Origin of the sequence: Niveibacterium sp. COAC-50 (assembly GCF_013184235.1) — a bacterium.
GTDB classification, from domain to species: domain Bacteria; phylum Pseudomonadota; class Gammaproteobacteria; order Burkholderiales; family Rhodocyclaceae; genus Niveibacterium; species Niveibacterium microcysteis.
In genome coordinates this window covers 15878-33513 of the sequence record NZ_JABCJM010000010.1, presented here as the reverse complement: position 1 = coordinate 33513, position 17636 = coordinate 15878, and the positions used below count along the sequence as shown (strand labels likewise).

The window sequence follows — 17636 nt, the reverse complement described above, 5'->3', positions numbered from 1 at the left end:
ACTAGAGAAGTGATCCCGGACTAGAGAGCGATTTGTCCGGCCTCCGTCGAGCGTGCACCGGGTTCGCCCACTACAAAGCACGCCAGCAGGAGGACCCATTGAGCAGCATGAAGGAGACAACCGTGAAGACCATGAAAGGAATGCGCTGGTGGATGGTGGGCCTGGTGACAGCCGGGCTGATCGTCAACTACCTCGCCCGTAACACCTTGTCGGTGGCAGCACCGACGATGATGAAAGACCTCAACATCTCCACCGAGCAGTACTCGCACATCGTGGTGGCCTGGCAGGTGTGCTACGCGTTGATGCAACCGATCGCCGGCTACATCCTCGATGCGATCGGCACCAAGATGGGCTTTGCAATCTTCGCGTTGGCCTGGTCGCTGGCCTGCGCTGCGGCGGCGATGGCTACCAGTTGGCAGAGCCTTGCCGTGTTCCGCGGCATGCTCGGCATCACCGAGGCGGCGGGCATTCCAGCCGGCGTGAAGGCGACCACTGAGTGGTTCCCGGCAAAGGAGCGCTCGGTCGCAATCGGCTGGTTCAACATCGGCTCGTCAGTCGGTGCCTTGCTCGCGCCGCCGCTGGTAGTGTGGGCGATCATGCATGGCTCCTGGGAATGGGGCTTCCTGATCGTCGGCGGTCTGGGCATCGTCTGGACCTTCCTGTGGATGCTGTTCTACAAGCACCCGCGGGACCAGAAGCGGCTCTCGGACGAAGAGCGCGACTACATCGTTTCGGGCCAGGAGGCGCAGTACTCCGACCCGAACGCGAAGAAGCGCCGTTGGACCGAAATCATCACCAGCCGCAACTTCTGGGCGATCGGCATTCCGCGCATCCTCTCCGAGCCGGCGTGGCAGACCTTCAACGCCTGGATTCCGCTCTACATGATGACCGAGCGGCACATGAACCTGAAGGAGATCGCGCTGTTCGCCTGGCTGCCCTTCCTTGCGGCGGACATCGGCTGCGTGCTGGGCGGCTACCTCTCTCCGCTCTATCACAAGTACTGCAAGGTCTCGCTGTTCACCTCGCGCAAGATGGTCGTCGTCACCGGCGCGCTCTTCATGATCGGACCGGCCTGCATCGGTCTTGTCGAGAGCCCCTATACCGCGATTGCGCTGCTCTGCGTAGGCGGCTTCGCGCACCAGACACTCTCCGGCGCGCTTTATTCAGTCACCTCCGACATGTTCGGCAAGAACGAAGTGGCGACCACCACCGGCATGGGCGGAATGATGGGCTACCTCGGCGCGGCGGCGTTTACCGCGGTGTTCGGCGTGCTCGTCACGAAGGTCGGCTACAGCCCGCTGTTCGTGGTGCTCGCGGTGTTCGACCTGATTGGTGCCGTGGTGGTGTGCGTGCTCGCGACCGACCGTAACCGCGTATCCGAACCGTCAGCGGCGACGCCGCCCTTGCAGGCCGCCCGAACCGGAGCCTGATCGACGCAGCAGTTCCGGGCGGCGCGCCAATGCGCTGCCCGATTCTCGAAGACCCGCAGATGCATGGCAGGCGTCTGCGGACAGCGCGGCGGCACATATCACCGACATCCCGCATGGCGTCGAGCAGAGCGCGCTCTGCTCGCTGCACGAGCACGGCTGTCCGTGGCGCGGCGGCGCTGCATTGCAAATGCCAGGTATGGCTACCCACACCCGGAATCTGGAGGAGCATGACATGAAGACAAAGAAGCAATTCACACGGAAGGCGATGCTGCTGGCAGCACCGGCGTTGTTTGCCTGCCTTTCCAACGCGGCGTACGCCGATTTGCCGATGAGCGTGAAGGTGTACGGTTTCCTCAACGCGCAGGTCGAATCGGTCGAGGCCAAGGGCGGTGCCACGCCGTATGAGCGCCGCGGGCGCTTGTCCGACGGAAACTCGCGGATCGGCTTCACCGGTTCGATTGGCATCACCGATACCGCGAAAGGGCTGTGGCAGATCGAAGGCAGCTTCAACAACTTCGAACAGGGTGGCACGAACGATCAGGGCAGTTCGGCGACCATCGTGTCGCGCAACAGCTTCGTTGGCATCGAGGACAGTCGCTTCGGCCGTCTCATCGCCGGCAATAACGACTCGGCTTACCGTTCGCTGGTTGGTTCGGGCGGTGAGCTCGGTGGCAACGTGGGCATGACCTCGCATGGTCTCGACCTGTGGAACAACACCACCGCGCAGATGACGGGTAACGCCAGCAGCATCTTTGGCCGCGGCGAGGCACGCTACAAGAATTCGGTGCACTACCTTTCGCCGGAGCTGTATGGCTTTCAGGCAGCGGCGTCCTATGGGTTCGATGAGGCTCGCACCGAAGGCGGCAACCGAGACCGCTACGCGCTGGCTTTGAAGTACACCTATGGTCCGTTCGAGATTGGCGTGGGCTACGACCGCCAGAACGATACCGCGGTCGACGTCGACAAGTTGCAGCAGGGCTACGGCTTCAAGCTCGCGGGGCAGGATGGCGCGAGCACGTATTTCTACAAGCTGATCGCCTCGTACAAGTTGCCGACCAGCACTTATCTGGGCGTCGGCTACGAGAAGGGTAGCTATGGCTACCAGCTGTTCGTGCCGCCGTCGGGCAGCAACTTCTACCCGAGCGTAGAGAACGGCACGATGAAGCAGGGCAGCACGATGATCTCGATCGCACAGGACATCGGCGACAAGATTTCGCTGATGGCCGCCTACGCCAAGCTCGGCGATCTGGATAACGCCGTGGTCGGCCAGCCCAAGGACTACTCCGCCACTCAGTACTCGCTCGGCGCGAGCTACAAGTTCAACGAGTACTTCAAGACCTACCTGTACTACACGAACATCGACAACAAGTCGCAGCAGAACGTCAACTTCGGCCAGTCGCCGGTCTTCAGCAACAACTCGGGCACCAACGACGCCTACCTAGCGCCCGGTAACAGCCCGCGTGCTGCAGGTGTCGGCGTGATTGCGCGCTTCTGAGCCTGGCCCGTACGTGAGCGTCGCCGCTGCTGCCGGCTGCGCAATGCATGAAGACCACAAAGTTGATCGGCCCCACGCCGCGAGTGCGTCGGGCCTATTCGAGGAGATTTTGAAATGAAGGCCTCTGTTCAAACGCTGGCGCCGCGCATGAAGCACGGTGCAGTGATGATTTCCTGCCTTGCCTTGTCCCTGGTGCTTGTCGCCTGTGGTGGCGGCGGCGATGGTGATTCTGGGGTGACTTACTCGTCGGCGAAGCCGTTCCAGGTCGGCACCACGGCCTACGACGCGAACCTGCCCGCGGAGCCGACCCTGCCGGCCGATACGCAGGTCTGCGCCACGCTACAGGCGAGCGATACGCTGATCAAACGGCCAGATGGTGCATTGCCACCCGAAGCCGATCCCTCCGTGGCTGGTGCGGGCGTTGCCGCAAGTGCGGCCACCACTAACCCGGATCAGGCACGCATCCAGGCAGCGCTGAACGCTTGTGGTGCTGGTGTCGAAACCGAAGTGGGGGCAGCGATCGCGAATGCCGACGCCGCCGCCGCCGCGCTGCAGATCGCAGCGGCCGACCCGACCAAGAACATCGCCGGCGCCTCGGGTGAGGAACTGGCCAAGCCGCAATACAAAGCGACCAAGTACGCCGTGCGGTTGACGGCGGGCGCCAATGGTGGCAACGCCTTCATCTCCGGCCCGCTGACGCTGCCCTCGGGCGTGACGCTGTGGATCGACAAGGGCGTGACGCTCTTTGCCAGCCGTGACGTGATGCTCTACAACCTGCCCGGCAAGTACTGCGGGAACACTGCCGCGCCGACGACCACGACGACCGCCGCCAAGGCCGGTTCGTCCGGCAACTGCCGCCCGTTGATCGGCGGCGACAACCTCGTCAACGCCGCGATTGTGGGCGACGGTGCGATCGACAGCCGCGCCTACGCGGAGATCGTCACCACCGACAAGTACTACCCGATCATGAAGGTGAACGAGACCTGCTCGAACACCTACGCCGCCTACCAGAAGGGCACGTTCGCCGCAGAAGGCACACCGTGCGACAACGGTGGCACGGTCGTGAACCGTACAACCACGGTGCGCAACATGACCTGGTGGGATCTGGCCATGAAAGGGAACATGGTCGACAACGGCACAACCGGATCGGGCTCGCAGTCCTGCTTCCGCATGATGGTCTTCAACTACGTGAAGAACCTGACGCTGTACCGCATCACGATGAACAACAGCGCGAACTTCCACTTCGTGCCGAGCGGCATCGATGGCCTGACGGTGTGGGGCATCAAGCTGCAGACGCCTTCGCTGGCGGCCTTCGCGAACCCGGCCGGTAACGGCAATCCGCTGTACAACGGTGACACCTTCAACGAAGACAACGTCAAGAACACCGACGCGCTCGACCCAGGTTCCGCATCCAAGCCGACACAAGTTGCGCTGACCACTGGTGCGACCAACGTGCTGACCACCGCCGCCGCGGGCGCTGCCAAGCCGACCACGACGTGGACGACCACCACCACGACTTCTGCCGCCAAGATGTACTTCGACGGCTATCTGAAAAACGTGGCGATTGTGTACAACTACGTCAGCACCGGTGATGACGACATCGTCCTGAAAGGCAGCAACAACCCCAGCCCGACCGGTTCGGGCCTGCCTGGTATCGACGGCAACATGGATGTCCGCGCCGATCGCAAGTACGGCATTACGATCGCGCACAACCATATCTACTGGGGCCACGGCATTTCGATCGGGTCGGAGACCAATGCCGGCGTGAAGAACGTGCATGTGTACGACAACAGCTTCAACGGCTCGGAAGAGGGGCTGCGGATCAAGTCTGACTACGCACGTGGCGGTGAAGTCAGCAACATCTACTACGACAACATCTGCATCAAGGATTCGACCAACGCGCTGCTGTTCACGCCGTACTACAGCACCAAGGCCTTGCCGGCCGCGGGCGCGCTGATCCCGAACTTCCACGACATCTACCTGAGCAACGTGCGCATCCAGGACAAGACGACGCTCAAGCTGATGGGCTTCCAGGCCAACACCGGCGGGCTGGGCAATCCGCAATATCCGCTCGTGATGACGCTGAAGAACGTGGTGGCGGATTCGCCAACCTCGATGAACCTGATTGCGTCGGATGCCAACCTCACGCTGAGCGGTGTGAACCTGCCGATCGTTGCGTCGGCCGATCAACGCATCGTCGTAAGCGGCGCCGCCTCGCAAGCGGTCGAAGCCGCGAACGTGGTCGATTGCAGCCGTGCCTACGTCGACTTCCCGTCGCCGACTAGCCCGGGTGGAACTACCTGGTAAGCGCCGGGCCGGGTGCGACATGACTGCCGCACCCGGCCGGACCAGTTTGGGAATGACGTCAGAATGCCTAGAATCAGTAACCGACCGGTGACTCCAAACCGACGTGTTTGCCGCATAGGCGCATCGCGGTCGGCAAATGAGGCCCCGCTGGCTGACGCCAACCCGGAAATCGCAAACGGACAATGCAATGAGCGCCGCAAAGCAGGTTTATCACGCGCTGCGACAGCAGATTCTCGACATGACACTGCTGCCGGGCACCCGCATCATCGAACGGGACATTGCCGCCGAGCACGGCACCAGCCGCACGCCGGTTCACGAAGCGGTACAGCGCCTTGCAGAGGAAGGATTGATCGAAGTCGTGCCCCGCGTGGGGACGTTCGTTGCCCGCATTCCGCTCGATCAGATCGAGGAAGCGATGCTTGTGCGCACGGCCTTGGAGGCCGCTGTCGTCGAGCGTGCAGCGACGCGGGCCAACAGCGAGGGCTTGGCGCGGCTTCGCGCGATCCTCGCCGAACAGCATGCCTGCGTGGAAGCGAACGACATGCGGGGCTTTCACCGCACCGACGAAGCCTTCCACGAAGCATTGGCCGACATCGCCGGCTTCCCCGGTGTGTGGCGCCTGATCGTACAGGCGAAGACGCAGGTCGACCGCTACCGCCGGCTCACGCTGCCGATGCCGGGCCGCATGGACGGTGTGGTGGCCGAGCACGAAGCGGTTGTCGCCGCGATGGAATCAGGCGAGGCATTGCAGGCAGTCGCAGCGATGCGCGATCACCTCGATCATGTATTCCCGGTGGTCGAAATCGCCCGCACCTTCCGCCCGGATTACTTCGTCAATCACTTGCCCGCGGGGCGTCCAGGCGACGACGCCTGAGCCGCGCGCAGGCGCACTACAACGCAGAGGCGTCCGGGCGGCATTGTCGCCCGGTGTTGTCGCGCGCCTATCTGCAGTGGAGTCAGTCATGAACACAAAGAGACTTAAGCTCGTCGCATTCGGCGAATGCATGGTCGAACTTCGCCGGGTGGAGGAAGGGCTCATGCGGCAGTCCTTCAGCGGTGACACCCTCAACACGGCTGTCTACCTCGCGCGGCTCGCCGGCGGCGCCTTCGACGTCGCCTATGCAACGGCCGTGGGCGAAGGCGATTCGTTCAGCGACGCGATGCTTGCAAGCTGGGTGGCCGAAGGCATCGAGACCGGGTTCGTCGAGCGGCGGCCCGGTGAACTGCCGGGCCTCTACACGATTGAGGTCGATGCGGCGGGTGAGCGGCGTTTCGCCTACTGGCGCCAGAACAGTGCTGCGCGTAACTACTTTGCCGGCGACGCGAGCCCGCTGGAGCGCCGCGCCGCAGACATCGACCTGCTGTACCTGAGCGGCATCAGCCTTGCGATCCTGCCGCCGGCGGGCCGTGAAAGACTGTTCGCACTGATCGACTGGCTGCGTGCCAAGGGGGCGCGCTTCGTGTTCGACAACAACTACCGCCCGCGACTGTGGCCTAACCCAGAGGAAGCGCGGCAGACCTATGCCGCGGCGTACGCGCGCGCCGATATTGCGCTGGTGACCTTGGGCGACGAAATGGAAGTGCGGTCGATCGCGGATGAGGCGCAAGCGATCGAATTTGCCTGTGCGTTGCCGTGCCGCGAGGTGGTGATCAAGCGCGGCGCCGCACCAACGCTGATCCGCGCGATCGACGGTTCGCGCTTGGAGGTTGCGACTGAGCCGGTGAAGACCGTTGTCGATACGACGGCCGCTGGCGACTCATTCGGTGCTGGCTACCTTGCTGCGCGGTTGCACGGGCTTGGCGCTGCACAGGCGGCGGCCGTGGGGAACCGGCTCGCTGCCACCGTGATCCAGTACCCCGGCGCGATCATTCCGCCCGAATGCATGCCGGCAGCGCTTCTGGCCTGACGGCCCGGCGGTGACTCTCGCCGCCCTTGGCAACACAACGATTGAAGAATCTATGAAGCTGAAATCAGAAGACGTCATGCGGCTCGCTGCCGTGATTCCGGTAATCCGGATCGACACCCTTGAGCAGGCGCTGCCGATGGCGCGCGCACTGGTTGCCGGCGGGCTGCCGGCCCTTGAAGTCACGCTGCGCACCCCCGTAGCGCTGGACGCGATTGCGTTGATTGCGCGTGGAGTACCGGACGCCGTGGTCGGCGCCGGCACGGTGCGCACACCGGCTCAGCTCGATGCTGCCGTAAGCGCCGGCGCGCGTTTCGCCGTGAGCCCCGGCCTCACTCGCGAGTTGGCGGCCGCAGCGCGCTCCGCGCCGATTTCGCTATTGCCGGGTGTCGGCTCGGCGTCGGAAGTGATGGCGGCCATGGACGATGGCTTCGATCGCCTGAAGCTGTTCCCGGCCACAGAGATAGGCGGTCCGCGCCTGGTGCGCGCGCTGGCCGGGCCGTTCCCCGAAGTTCGGTTTTGCCCGACCGGCGGCATCGATCTGGCCTCGGCGCCGAGCTGGCTCGCGTTGCCGAACGTCCTGTGCGTGGGCGGTTCGTGGATGCTGCCACCTGATCGCGTTGCGGCAGGCGACTGGGCCACCATTGAGCGTCTCGCGCGCGAGGCGGCGGCGCTGCGGCCGGCTTTGAAGTGATAACGGCCAGCCCGCTTTCAGCCGCGCAGCTACTCGGCTACCTGGCGTTCGTGCTCGGCGTTTCGGCCTTCTGGCAGCGCGACGACAGGCGCCTGCGCTACCTTGTGACCGCGCTGAGTCTGACTTACGCGGTGCACTTCACGCTGCTGGGTAACCCCGCCGCCGCCGCGGGGGCCGGCATTTCCGCTGTGCGCGCATGGCTTTCGCTTTTCACCCGCTCGCCGTGGGTAGCCGGGGCGGTGATCCTTGCGAACCTGACGGTGGGGGGCATGCTGGTGTCGCACTGGCAGCATCTGTTGCCGTTGGTTGGCTCGGTGCTCGGCACGCTTGCGATGTTCTTCCTGGACGGCATTCCGATGCGCGTCACCTTGCTGGTCGGCACCGGCCTTTGGCTGAGCAATAACATCCTTTCGGGCTCGATTGGCGGCTCAGCGCTCGAATGCGTGATTGGCCTGACCAACGCCACGACGATCGTGCGTTTGATGCGGGCGCGCCGTGAGTTGGCGCGGGCTACTACCTAGCCAGCATTCGCGCGCCATCGCATCGCGGTAGCGATGCGATGGCTAACCCGAATCGCGGGTTTAGCGCCCGGCTTCCAGTTCCAGCGCCAGCAGTTCCTGCACCGTCTGGCGGCGGCGGATCAGGCGGGCGGTGTCGCCGTCGATCATCACTTCCGGGATCAGCGGGCGCGAGTTGTAGTTCGACGACATCGAGGCACCGTAGGCGCCGGCATCGTGGATCACCAGCAGGTCGCCGACGCGCGCTTCGGGCAGGTGGCGCGTTTGCACCACGCCGCCTTCGCCCTGCGTGAACACATCACCCGATTCGCACAGCGGGCCGGCGATCACGGTGGCGTGCTCGGCGCGCGGGCTGTCGTCCTGCGGCAGCAGGCTGATGTGGTGGAAGCTGCCGTACATCGACGGCCGCATCAGGTCGTTGAAGCCGGCATCCACCAGCACGAAGCGGTTCTTGCCGGCTTGCTTAACCGCGCGCACTTCGGTCAGCAGCAGGCCGGATTCGGCCACCAGGTAGCGGCCCGGCTCGATTTCCAGGTGCGGCGTCGCGCCGAGGATCTGGCCGACTTCGCGGCGCGCCGCATCCCACAGGCCGAAGTAATGCTCGGTGTCGATCTGCGGATCGTTCGTGCGGTAGGGAATCGACAGGCCGCCGCCGGCCGAAATCGCCTCCAGCGGGGCGTCGAGCTGGCGGGTGAGTTCGACCATCGCGCCGCACACCTGTTCCAGATGCTTGTAATCGACACCCGAGCCGATGTGCATGTGCAGGCCGACCAGCTTCAAACCGTGCTGGCGGATCGCGGCCAGCGCGGCCGGCAGATCGGTGTGCCAGATGCCGTGCTTGCTGTGTTCGCCGCCCGTGTTGGTCTTGTTGCTGTGGCCATGGCCAAAACCGGGGTTGATGCGCAGCCACACCCGGTGGCCCGGCGACACGGCGCCGAGCTGATGCAGCATGTCGATCGAACCGGCATTCACCGGAATCTCTTCCTCCACCACGCGGGCCAGCGTGGCGCGGTCGATCAGGTCGGCGGTGAACACGATGCCCGATTCGCCATTGCGCGAGCTGTAGCCGGCCGCGAGCGCGCGCTCGATCTCGCCGAGCGACACCGCATCCACCTTCACGCCTTCTTCGCGCAGCAGGCGCAGCAGGTGGATGTTGGAGTTGGCCTTCTGCGCGAAGCGGATCGTGTCGAAGGCGCGCAGCGCGGCGACATGCGCGCGGATCACCGCGGCGTCGTACACCCACAGCGGCGTGCCGTGCTGGCGGGTCAAAGCTAGGAGCTGGGTGGGGTTCAGGCTGGGCTTCATCGCGTGTGTCCGGTTTGGATTCGGGAATGGCGACAGTGTGCCGCGCGCGGGGTATTTCGAAAAATGCGGATTTGTGCGTCAATCATGCATTGCTGATATGGATAAGCCATGCTGCTGACCCACCGCCTGATTGATGTGTTCCGCGCCGTGATGAACACCGGCAATGTCACCCGCGCCGCCGAGTTGCTGCACACCTCGCAGCCCACGGTCAGCCGCGAGCTCGCGCGGCTCGAACAGGTCGTCGGCATGACGCTGTTCGACCGCGTGCGTGGCCGCCTGCAGCCCACTGCGCGCGCAGTGCAGTTGTTCGACGAAGTGCAGCGCAGCTATGTGGGGCTGGAGCGGGTCGCCGCCACCGCCGAATCGCTGCGTCACTTCGCGCAGGGGCGTTTGAGCGTGGCGTGTCTGCCGGCCCTCTCGCACGGCTTGCTGCCGGCGGCCTGCGCCGAGTTTGTCGCGGCCCATCCGCAGGCCAGCCTGTCGATCACGCCGCAGGAATCCCCGCTGCTCGAAGAATGGCTCAGCGCGCAGCGCTTCGATCTGGGCCTCACCGAACACGCCGAGCCGCCGCCTGGCACCATCGCGGAAGACCTCTTCGTCGGCGACGAAGTGGCGGTGCTGCCGGATGGTCACCGCCTGCTCGGTCAGAACGTGCTGCACCCGGCGGATTTTGCGGGCGAGTCCTTCGTCAGCCTCGCGCCGCAGGATGCCTACCGTCAGGCCATCGACGCGATGTTCGCCGCGCAGGGCGTGCAGCGCCGGCTGGTGATCGAGACCACCAGCGCGGTATCGGTTTGCGCGCTGGTGCGGCAGGGGCTGGGTGTGTCGATCGTCAACCCGCTCACCGCGATCGAGCTGGAAGGCCTGGGCCTGCACTGGCGCCCGATCAGCGTGTCGATCCCGTTTCGGGTTACGCTGATTCGCCCGCAGCAGCGGCCCAGCACGCCACTGGCCGATACGTTCGCCGCCGCCTTGCGCCACGCCGCGGCGCGGGTGCGGCAGCGGGCGGGGCGGGTTTAGGGAAAGCCCTTGCTGGCTCTGCTTGCGCAAGCGCACTAAAGTGCCCTTCGCGGTACTCACTCTGGATAGGACGTCAATGCGTCGTTTGTTTGCCGTGCTCCTGATGCTGATTGCGCCCACCGTGTTGGCGGAGGACGTGACGATGGCGTTCGGCGAGAAGATCCCGCCGTTCTGCTTCCCGGAGACGAATTCGGGCATCGAGATCGAAGTGATCGCCGAGGCGCTCGCCGTAGGCGGCGGGCACAAGCTCAAACCGGTGTACTTTCCCTTTGCGCGCGTGCCGGTGGCGTTCAAGGCTGGCGAAGTCGATGCCGCGATGACCGATCTGGGCGAGGACATGCAGCCGCACGGCGGCCACTACGGCGACCCGGCGGTGTTCTACGACAACGTGTTCATCACGCTGCGCTCACGCGGGCTGAAGATCCGGCGGCCGGAAGACCTGAAGGGCCTATCGGTGATTGCCTTCCAGGGCGCCGACAAGCGTTACCCCGAATGGCTGGGGCCGGTGAAGCAGGCCGGCAATTACCACGAGCAGAACGACCAGTCGCTGCAGGTACGCATGCTCAATGATGGGCGCCACGATGTGGTGCTGAGCGACCGCAACATCTTCCGCTACTTCTCGCTTCAGCTCACGCGGACCGGCAGCTTCAAGCAGCAGCCGATACAGGAACACGCGTTCACCATCGCGCGCCCGCAGGACTACCGGCCGGTGTTTCGCAGCGCCAAGGTGCGCGACGACTTCAATGCCGGGCTTGCCCTGCTCAAGAAGAGCGGGCGCTACCGCGCGATCTACGACAAGTACCTCAGGGACTAGCGGCGGCGCGGCATCGCCGACTGGCTGAGCGCCACCGCCGGCGAGTTCCGCATGTGGCACAAATACGCTTTACGGCGCGCGGACTTGAAATCGCCGCCTGCCGGACCCATCTTGCATGCGTAGAATTGGCCGCGCCCGGCGGTCCTTCGGTCCCGGTTCTCGAAAGGAGTCACGATGTTGCGTCGCGTACTGACCCTGTTGTCTGCCCTGATTCTGGCCACGAGCCTGACCGCTTGCGGCTACAACGACTTCCAGCGCCTGGACGAAGAGGTGAAAGCCGGCTGGGCCGAAGTGCTCAACCAGTACCAACGCCGTGCGGACCTGATTCCGAACATCGTCGCCACGGTGAAGGGCGAAGCCAGCTTCGAGCAGGACACCCTGACCAAGGTGATCGAGGCTCGCGCCAAGGCCACCAGCATCCAGGCCACGCCGGAACTGGTGAACGACCCCGAGGCCTTCAAGAAATTCCAGGCCGCGCAGGGTGAGCTGACCGGCGCGTTGTCGCGCCTGATGGTGGTCAGCGAGCAGTACCCGAACCTCAAGGCGAACCAGGCCTTCCAGGACCTGCGGGTGCAGCTCGAAGGCACCGAGAACCGCATCACCGTGGCACGCAACCGCTACATCAAGACGGTGCAGAGCTACAACGTGCTGGCGCGCAGCTTCCCGAGCAACCTCACCGCGATGGCGATGGGCTACAAGCCGAAGGAGAGCTTCACGGTGCAGAACGAAGCGCAGATCTCGCAGCCACCGGCGGTGAACTTCGACCAGCCTGCGAAGAAGTGATCCGGCGCGCGTGATGCTGCTCCGCGCCTTCTTGCTGCTACTGGCCTGCTGCTTCGCACCCGCCTGGGCGCAGGATGTGCAGCCGGTGCCTGCGCTCAGCGGCCGCGTGATCGACCAGACCGGCACGCTGTCGGCTGCTCAGCGCACTGCGCTGAGCAGCAAGCTCGAACAGTTCGAGCACGAGGTCGGTAGCCAGATCGTCGTCCTGATGGTGCCGACGGCGCAGCCGGAGGACATCGCTGCCTACGCGCAGCGGGTGGCGGACACCTGGAAGATCGGCCGGCGCGATGTCGGCGACGGGCTGCTGATCGTCGTAGCGAAGGAAGACCGACGCCTGCGCATCGAAGTCGCCAAGGCGCTCGAAGGCGCGGTGCCGGATCTGGCTGCCAAGCAGATCATCGATCGAGCACTGAAGCCGGCATTCAAGAAGGGCGACTTCGCCGGTGGGCTCGATGCGGCAGTAGACCTGCTCGCGGCGCGGATTCGTGGCGAGGGCTTGCCGGCGCCACCGCCTGAGCGCGCCCCGCAATACCGCACCGGTGGCGACGCCGGTGGCGGCGCGGAATCGACGCTGGTCTTCTTCGTCCTTGGCGTACTCGCTGCCAGCGTGCTGCTCAAAGCGGTGCTCGGCCGCACCCTCGGTGTGATGGGCACCAGCGCAGTGGCAGGCCTGGCGGGCTGGTTGTTGTCATCCAGCATCGTGCTGGCCGCGATTGGCGGCGTTGTTGGCTTGATTCTGGCTGCGGTCGGCGTCGGCAATCTGGCGAGCCTGCTCGGCAATGCGCTCAGCGTGGGCTCGCATGGCGGCGGAGGCGGTGGCTTCGGTGGCGGCGGCGATGGCGGAGGTGGATTTTCCTCCGGCGGCGGTGGCGATTTCGGTGGCGGCGGCGCCTCGGGAGACTGGTGATGCCCGGTTCGATCGGCCCTCAAACTCCGCGTCCGTGGCGTTTCATCCGCCACGGCCTGTTCAGCGGGCGCCACGTCCGCCGCGCAATCGACGATGCGGCCATGAAGCGCTTGCAGTCGCTTGTCCGCGAGAGCGAGACGCAGCACAGCGGCGAAATCCGCATCGTGGTCGAAGCGGGCTTGCCCAACTCCTACCTCTGGAAGCGGCTCAGCGCGCGCGACCGCGCCATCACGCTGTTCGGCAAGCTGCGGGTGTGGGATACCGAGCACAACAACGGCGTGCTGATCTACCTGCTGCTCGCGGAACGGCGCATCGAGATCATTGCCGACCGCGGACTGGATCGGCGGGTCAGCATTATCGAGTGGCACAACCTGCTGGGCGACATGCGGGCCGAGTTTGCCGCAGGCCGCTTCGAGCAGGGGCTGGCGGCCGCTGTGGCTGCCGTGGGCGGTTTGCTGCGGCAGCATTTTCCGCTGGCGCCCGGTGAGGCGAATCCGAACGAGTTGCCAGACGCACCGCTACGCCTCGGCTAAGGAAGGTCTGAATAAGTGGCTGCGACGGCGCATCGCGGCGCTGTGGCGTGCTCGCTCCCGCGCCTATCCATTTGATATGTCTTGGTCGCTGCGCGCGCCACGCCTTGCGCTGCATCCGTCTCGCTCACGTTTTCAGATCTTCCCTAAGGGCGCCCCCTCGATCGAGGGGGCGCTGGTTACCGCGGACGTCATCTGATCGGCGTCAGCCAGTCGGCGTGTGCCGTCACTTCACCCTTCACGCAGGCGAAGTAGCGCGACTGCAGCGCACGCGTGATCGGGCCCGGCGTGCCATCGCCGACACGGCGGCGATCCACTTCAACGATCGGCGTCACCTCGACCGCGGTGCCGCAGAAGAAGAGCTCGTCCGCCAGCACGAGGTCGTCGCGCGTCTGGCGCGCAGCGCGCACCGGGTAGCCCAGGTCAGCCGCCAGCGCATGCAGCGTGCGGCGGGTGATGCCGTCGAGCGCGACGGTCACCTCCGGTTCCAGGATTTCGCCACCGCGCACGATGAAGATATTCTCGCCCGGCCCTTCGGCGACAAAGCCTTCGGTATCGAGCAGCACCGCTTCATCGTAGCCATCCGCACGCGCTTCCCGCGCCGCCAGGATCGCCGTGGTGTAGCCGCCGATCGCCTTGGCGCGGCACGGGTAGGCGTTGGGGTGCTGCCGTGCCCAGGTCGACACCTTCACCCGCACCCCGTGCGTCAGCGCATCGGCGCCGAGGTAGCGGCCCCAGGGCATCGCCATCACGCCAACGCGCACTGACAAGCCGGCGGGGTCCATGCCGAGGCGCTCATCGCCAAGGAACACCAGCGGGCGCAAATAGCCTTCAGTGAGGCCGTTGCGGCGCATTGCTTCAACGCAGGCTTCGCGCAGTGCTGCGCGGCTGAACGGGATTTCGATGCCGAGCAGGCGGGCGGAGCCTTCGAGGCGTGCCAGATGCTCGTCAAGGCGAAAGATCGCCGCGCCATCGGCACCTGCATAGCAGCGGATGCCTTCAAAGCAGCCCAGTCCGTAATGCAAGGTGTGGGTGCCCAGATGCACCGTTGCGTCGCGCCAGCGTAGCCATTCACCATCCAGCCAGATCCAGCCATCACGTTCCGACAGTTTCATTTCGTTCACTCCAAAGCGATTCGGGAATCGCCCGCGCCAAGGCGGGCAAACGGGCCGACCCGGGTTGGGCGGCGGGCGGTGCGAATCAGCTCGGGGTAGTGGAGGGCTGTGGCGGCACCGGTGTGCGGGGTAGGGCCACTTTGCCGGCGGCGTGGTGCGGGGTCGAACGAAAAGCGCGCGGTTTGGGGTGAGGGAATTTCACTCGAACACGGCGCATGCCGCGGGTGGGTGAGGTGCGGGCGCGTCGTGCCGGCACCTGCGGCGGCAGTGCCGGCCTTACTGCGGGCTGCGGTTGCCGAGCGCCGTGCCGTGTTTGGCGAAGGCCATGAAATCTTCGGCCGGCAGGGGCTTGCTGCAGAGGTAGCCCTGGTACAGATCGCAGGCGAGACCATCAAGGATGTCGAGCTGCGCCTGCGTTTCGACGCCCTCCGCGATGACCTTGAACCCGAGTGTGCGGCCGATCTGCACGATGGCGGTCACGATCTCGCGATCGTCGCGCCGGTTGACCACATGTTCGACGAAGCTGCGGTCGATCTTCAGCACATCCAGCGGCAAGCGCTTCAGGTAGGCGAGCGACGAGTAGCCAGTGCCGAAATCGTCGATCGCGATGCGCACGCCGGCGTCGCGCAGGCGCGCGAGTTGTGCGAGGCCCGCGTCTTCCTCCCCCTGCAACGAGGATTCGGTCAGCTCGAGCTCCAGGCGTTCGGGCGGCAGGCCGCTGCCAGCCAGGATGCCCAGCACCATATCGGCGAAGTCGGCGCGGCGGATCTGTGCTGCCGCCACGTTCACCGCCACCCCCAGCGGGTTGCCGCGGCGCGCTGGCCAACTGCTGGCCTGATGGCAGGCTTCCCGCAGCATCCATTCGCCCAGCGGCACGATCAGCCCGGTCTCTTCGGCGAGCGGGATGAAGGCGTCCGGCGCGATAACGCCGTCGCCATTCTTGTGCCAGCGCACCAGCGCTTCTGCGCCGACAAGATGGCCGCTCCGGATGTCGATCTGCGGCTGGAAGTAGGCGCGCAGTTCGCCGTTTTCGATGGCGCTGCGCAGGGCACTTTCCAATTCAAGGCGGGCACGCGCGGCGTGTGTGAGATCTTGCGAGAAATAGTGGTAGCGGCCGCGGCCCTCGCGCTTGGCGCGGTACATCGCGGCATCGGCCTGCTGCAGCAGTTCTTCGGGCGAAACGGCCGAGCCGGGGTAGTGGGCAATGCCAATGCTTGCCGATACACGTAGCTGTGATCCGCCGGGCAGTGTCCAGGGGGTTCGCAGTGTGTCGAGGATGTCTTCCGCCACCCGTGATGCATCGTCCGGGCGGTGCAGCTTTTCGAGCAGGATCGTGAACTCGTCGCCGCCCAGCCGGCTCAGCGTATCGACTTCGCGCAGCCGGCAACGCAGGCCTTCCGCCACGCGTTGCAACAGACTGTCGCCCACGAGATGTCCGAAGCTGTCATTCACGTCCTTGAAGCGGTCGAGATCGAGCATCAACAGCGCGGTCGAATGCCCCTCGCGCTTGGCCACTTTCATCGCGCGTTCGATGCGCGAGAACAGCGTCAGCCGGTTGGGCAGGTTGGTCAGCGGATCGTGGTGGGCGAGAAACTCCAGCCGCTCCTCCGAGGCCTTGATCGCCGAGATGTCGGTCAGCACGCCGACGTAGCGCGACACATGGCCACGCCCGTCGCGCACCGCGCTGATGCTTGTGAGCTGCGGATAGATCTCGCCGTTCTTGCGCCGGTTCCACAGCTCGCCCTGCCAGCGCCCGGTCGCCGCAATCTCGGCCCACATCGCGGCAAAGAAGACCGCATCGTGCCGCCCGGATTTCAGTATCGATGCGGTCATGCCGAGCACTTCGTCGAGCGTGTAGCCGGTCATCGCGGTGAAGGCGCGGTTGACCGACACGATATGGCCGTCGGCATCGGTGATCAGCACGCCTTCCTGGGTGTTCTCATACACCGCGGCGGCTTGCCGCAACGCCAGTTCGGCCTGCTTCTTCTGGTGGATATCGGTATGCGTGCCCGACATCATCGTCGGGTTGCCCGCGGCGTCGCGCTCCACCACCCGACCGCAGGTCAGCACCCAATGCCACTCGCCCGACTTCGTGAGCATTCGGAGTTCGACTTCGTGTGCCGGAATCGCGCCTTCGGTGTGCCGGCGGATCGATTCGTGCGCCAGCCGTAGGTCGTCTGGATCAACATAGGCGGGCCAGTTCGCCGGATCGAGCTTCATCTCGCCGGGTGCGTAGCCCAGCATGGTTTCGAAGCGCGGTGAAACCGAGAACTCCCCGGTCTGCAGATTCCACTCCCAGAAGCCCTGATCCGAACCCTCGATGACGCGGGCCAGGCGACGCTCGCTCTGGCGCAAGGCCAGTTCGGCGTTCTTGCGTTCGGTGATGACGTCGAATACCGCAATGAAATGATCCGGCGCCGGGCTGAACACCGAGATCGAGAACCACATCTTCAGCGCTTCGACGTAATGCTCGAAGCGTTCCGCAGCGCCCCCCCGCGCCACGCGGCCGTAGCGTTCGATCAGTGCGCGGTCGGTTTGCGTGATGCCGGGTATCGCTTCGGATGCACGTCGGCCGGTTACATCGGGCAGCCCGGTTTGCCGGCAGAACGCCTCATTCACCAGCAGGTAGATGAAATCGACCGCCGTGTCGCCTTCGTATTCCGCTCGGCAGTACGCCAGCCCGTTGATCAGGTTGTCGAACAGCGTCGCGTACATATCCGCTGGAACGGTGTTAGGGGGGACCAGCGGGCTTGCGTCGTTCATCAGTCGATCCTGCGTTGCGATTACGGAAGCAATCTGCTGCAAGGGTGCGCG

General features: G+C 65.1%; 15 protein-coding genes. 12 read left to right on the top strand and 3 right to left on the bottom strand.

Annotation, left to right across the window (positions count from 1 at the left end):
- The first annotated feature begins 131 nt into the window (after window positions 1-131).
- The 7 genes from HH302_RS21720 to HH302_RS21690 all read left to right on the top strand — a co-directional run bounded on the left by HH302_RS21720 (window position 132) and on the right by HH302_RS21690 (window position 8351).
- Window positions 132-1430, top strand: coding sequence for an MFS transporter (locus tag HH302_RS21720; protein WP_172205247.1), 1299 nt, complete (start codon window positions 132-134; stop codon window positions 1428-1430).
- A 232-nt stretch (window positions 1431-1662) separates the two neighbouring features.
- Entirely contained in the window at window positions 1663-2925 is a 1263-nt protein-coding gene (locus tag HH302_RS21715) for a porin (protein ID WP_172205142.1), read from the top strand.
- Between the two features lie 114 nt (window positions 2926-3039).
- Complete coding sequence (locus HH302_RS21710) at window positions 3040-5232, top strand: glycoside hydrolase family 28 protein (RefSeq protein WP_172205140.1); 2193 nt, start codon at window positions 3040-3042, stop codon at window positions 5230-5232.
- A gap of 187 nt (window positions 5233-5419) precedes the next feature.
- Window positions 5420-6106, top strand: coding sequence for a GntR family transcriptional regulator (locus HH302_RS21705; RefSeq protein ID WP_172205138.1), 687 nt, complete (start codon window positions 5420-5422; stop codon window positions 6104-6106).
- A gap of 88 nt (window positions 6107-6194) precedes the next feature.
- The gene (locus HH302_RS21700; RefSeq protein ID WP_172205136.1) at window positions 6195-7139 is read left to right on the top strand and encodes a sugar kinase; all 945 of its coding nucleotides are present in this window, start codon (window positions 6195-6197) and stop codon (window positions 7137-7139) included.
- Between the two features lie 52 nt (window positions 7140-7191).
- The gene (locus HH302_RS21695; protein ID WP_172205134.1) at window positions 7192-7830 is read left to right on the top strand and encodes a bifunctional 4-hydroxy-2-oxoglutarate aldolase/2-dehydro-3-deoxy-phosphogluconate aldolase; all 639 of its coding nucleotides are present in this window, start codon (window positions 7192-7194) and stop codon (window positions 7828-7830) included.
- Entirely contained in the window at window positions 7827-8351 is a 525-nt protein-coding gene (locus HH302_RS21690; protein ID WP_216662018.1) for a YgjV family protein, read from the top strand. The genes HH302_RS21695 and HH302_RS21690 overlap by 4 nt, the downstream gene beginning before the upstream one ends.
- Before the next feature lie 60 nt (window positions 8352-8411).
- On the opposite strand, the gene lysA is transcribed toward HH302_RS21690, so the two are convergent.
- A complete protein-coding gene (gene lysA, locus HH302_RS21685) occupies window positions 8412-9653 on the bottom strand; it encodes a diaminopimelate decarboxylase (RefSeq protein ID WP_172205132.1) in 1242 nt (413 codons plus the stop codon).
- A 108-nt stretch (window positions 9654-9761) separates the two neighbouring features.
- On the opposite strand from lysA, the gene HH302_RS21680 reads away from it, so the two are divergent.
- The 5 genes from HH302_RS21680 (at window position 9762) to HH302_RS21660 (ending at window position 13710) form a co-directional block, all read left to right on the top strand.
- The gene (locus HH302_RS21680) at window positions 9762-10673 is read left to right on the top strand and encodes a LysR family transcriptional regulator (protein WP_172205130.1); all 912 of its coding nucleotides are present in this window, start codon (window positions 9762-9764) and stop codon (window positions 10671-10673) included.
- Window positions 10674-10749: 76 nt separating this feature from the next.
- Window positions 10750-11487 (top strand): ABC transporter substrate-binding protein, encoded by a 738-nt coding sequence (locus tag HH302_RS21675; protein WP_172205128.1) that lies wholly within the window; start codon window positions 10750-10752, stop codon window positions 11485-11487.
- Window positions 11488-11664: 177 nt separating this feature from the next.
- The gene (locus tag HH302_RS21670; RefSeq protein ID WP_206256430.1) at window positions 11665-12270 is read left to right on the top strand and encodes a LemA family protein; all 606 of its coding nucleotides are present in this window, start codon (window positions 11665-11667) and stop codon (window positions 12268-12270) included.
- Between the two features lie 13 nt (window positions 12271-12283).
- Window positions 12284-13177: a YgcG family protein gene (locus HH302_RS21665; protein ID WP_172205122.1), complete on the top strand. Its 894-nt coding sequence runs from the start codon at window positions 12284-12286 to the stop codon at window positions 13175-13177.
- Window positions 13177-13710: a TPM domain-containing protein gene (locus tag HH302_RS21660; protein ID WP_172205119.1), complete on the top strand. Its 534-nt coding sequence runs from the start codon at window positions 13177-13179 to the stop codon at window positions 13708-13710. The genes HH302_RS21665 and HH302_RS21660 overlap by 1 nt, the downstream gene beginning before the upstream one ends.
- 188 nt (window positions 13711-13898) lie before the next feature.
- Here the strand turns inward: HH302_RS21660 and HH302_RS21655 are convergent, their stop codons facing one another.
- On the bottom strand, window positions 13899-14822 hold the full coding sequence (locus HH302_RS21655) for a branched-chain amino acid transaminase (protein ID WP_172205116.1): 924 nt from the start codon (window positions 14820-14822) through the stop codon (window positions 13899-13901).
- Between the two features lie 276 nt (window positions 14823-15098).
- Window positions 15099-17585 carry an EAL domain-containing protein gene (locus HH302_RS21650; protein WP_172205113.1) on the bottom strand — a complete coding sequence of 829 codons (2487 nt, stop codon included), beginning with the start codon at window positions 17583-17585 and terminating at the stop codon, window positions 15099-15101.
- Window positions 17586-17636 lie beyond the last annotated feature (51 nt).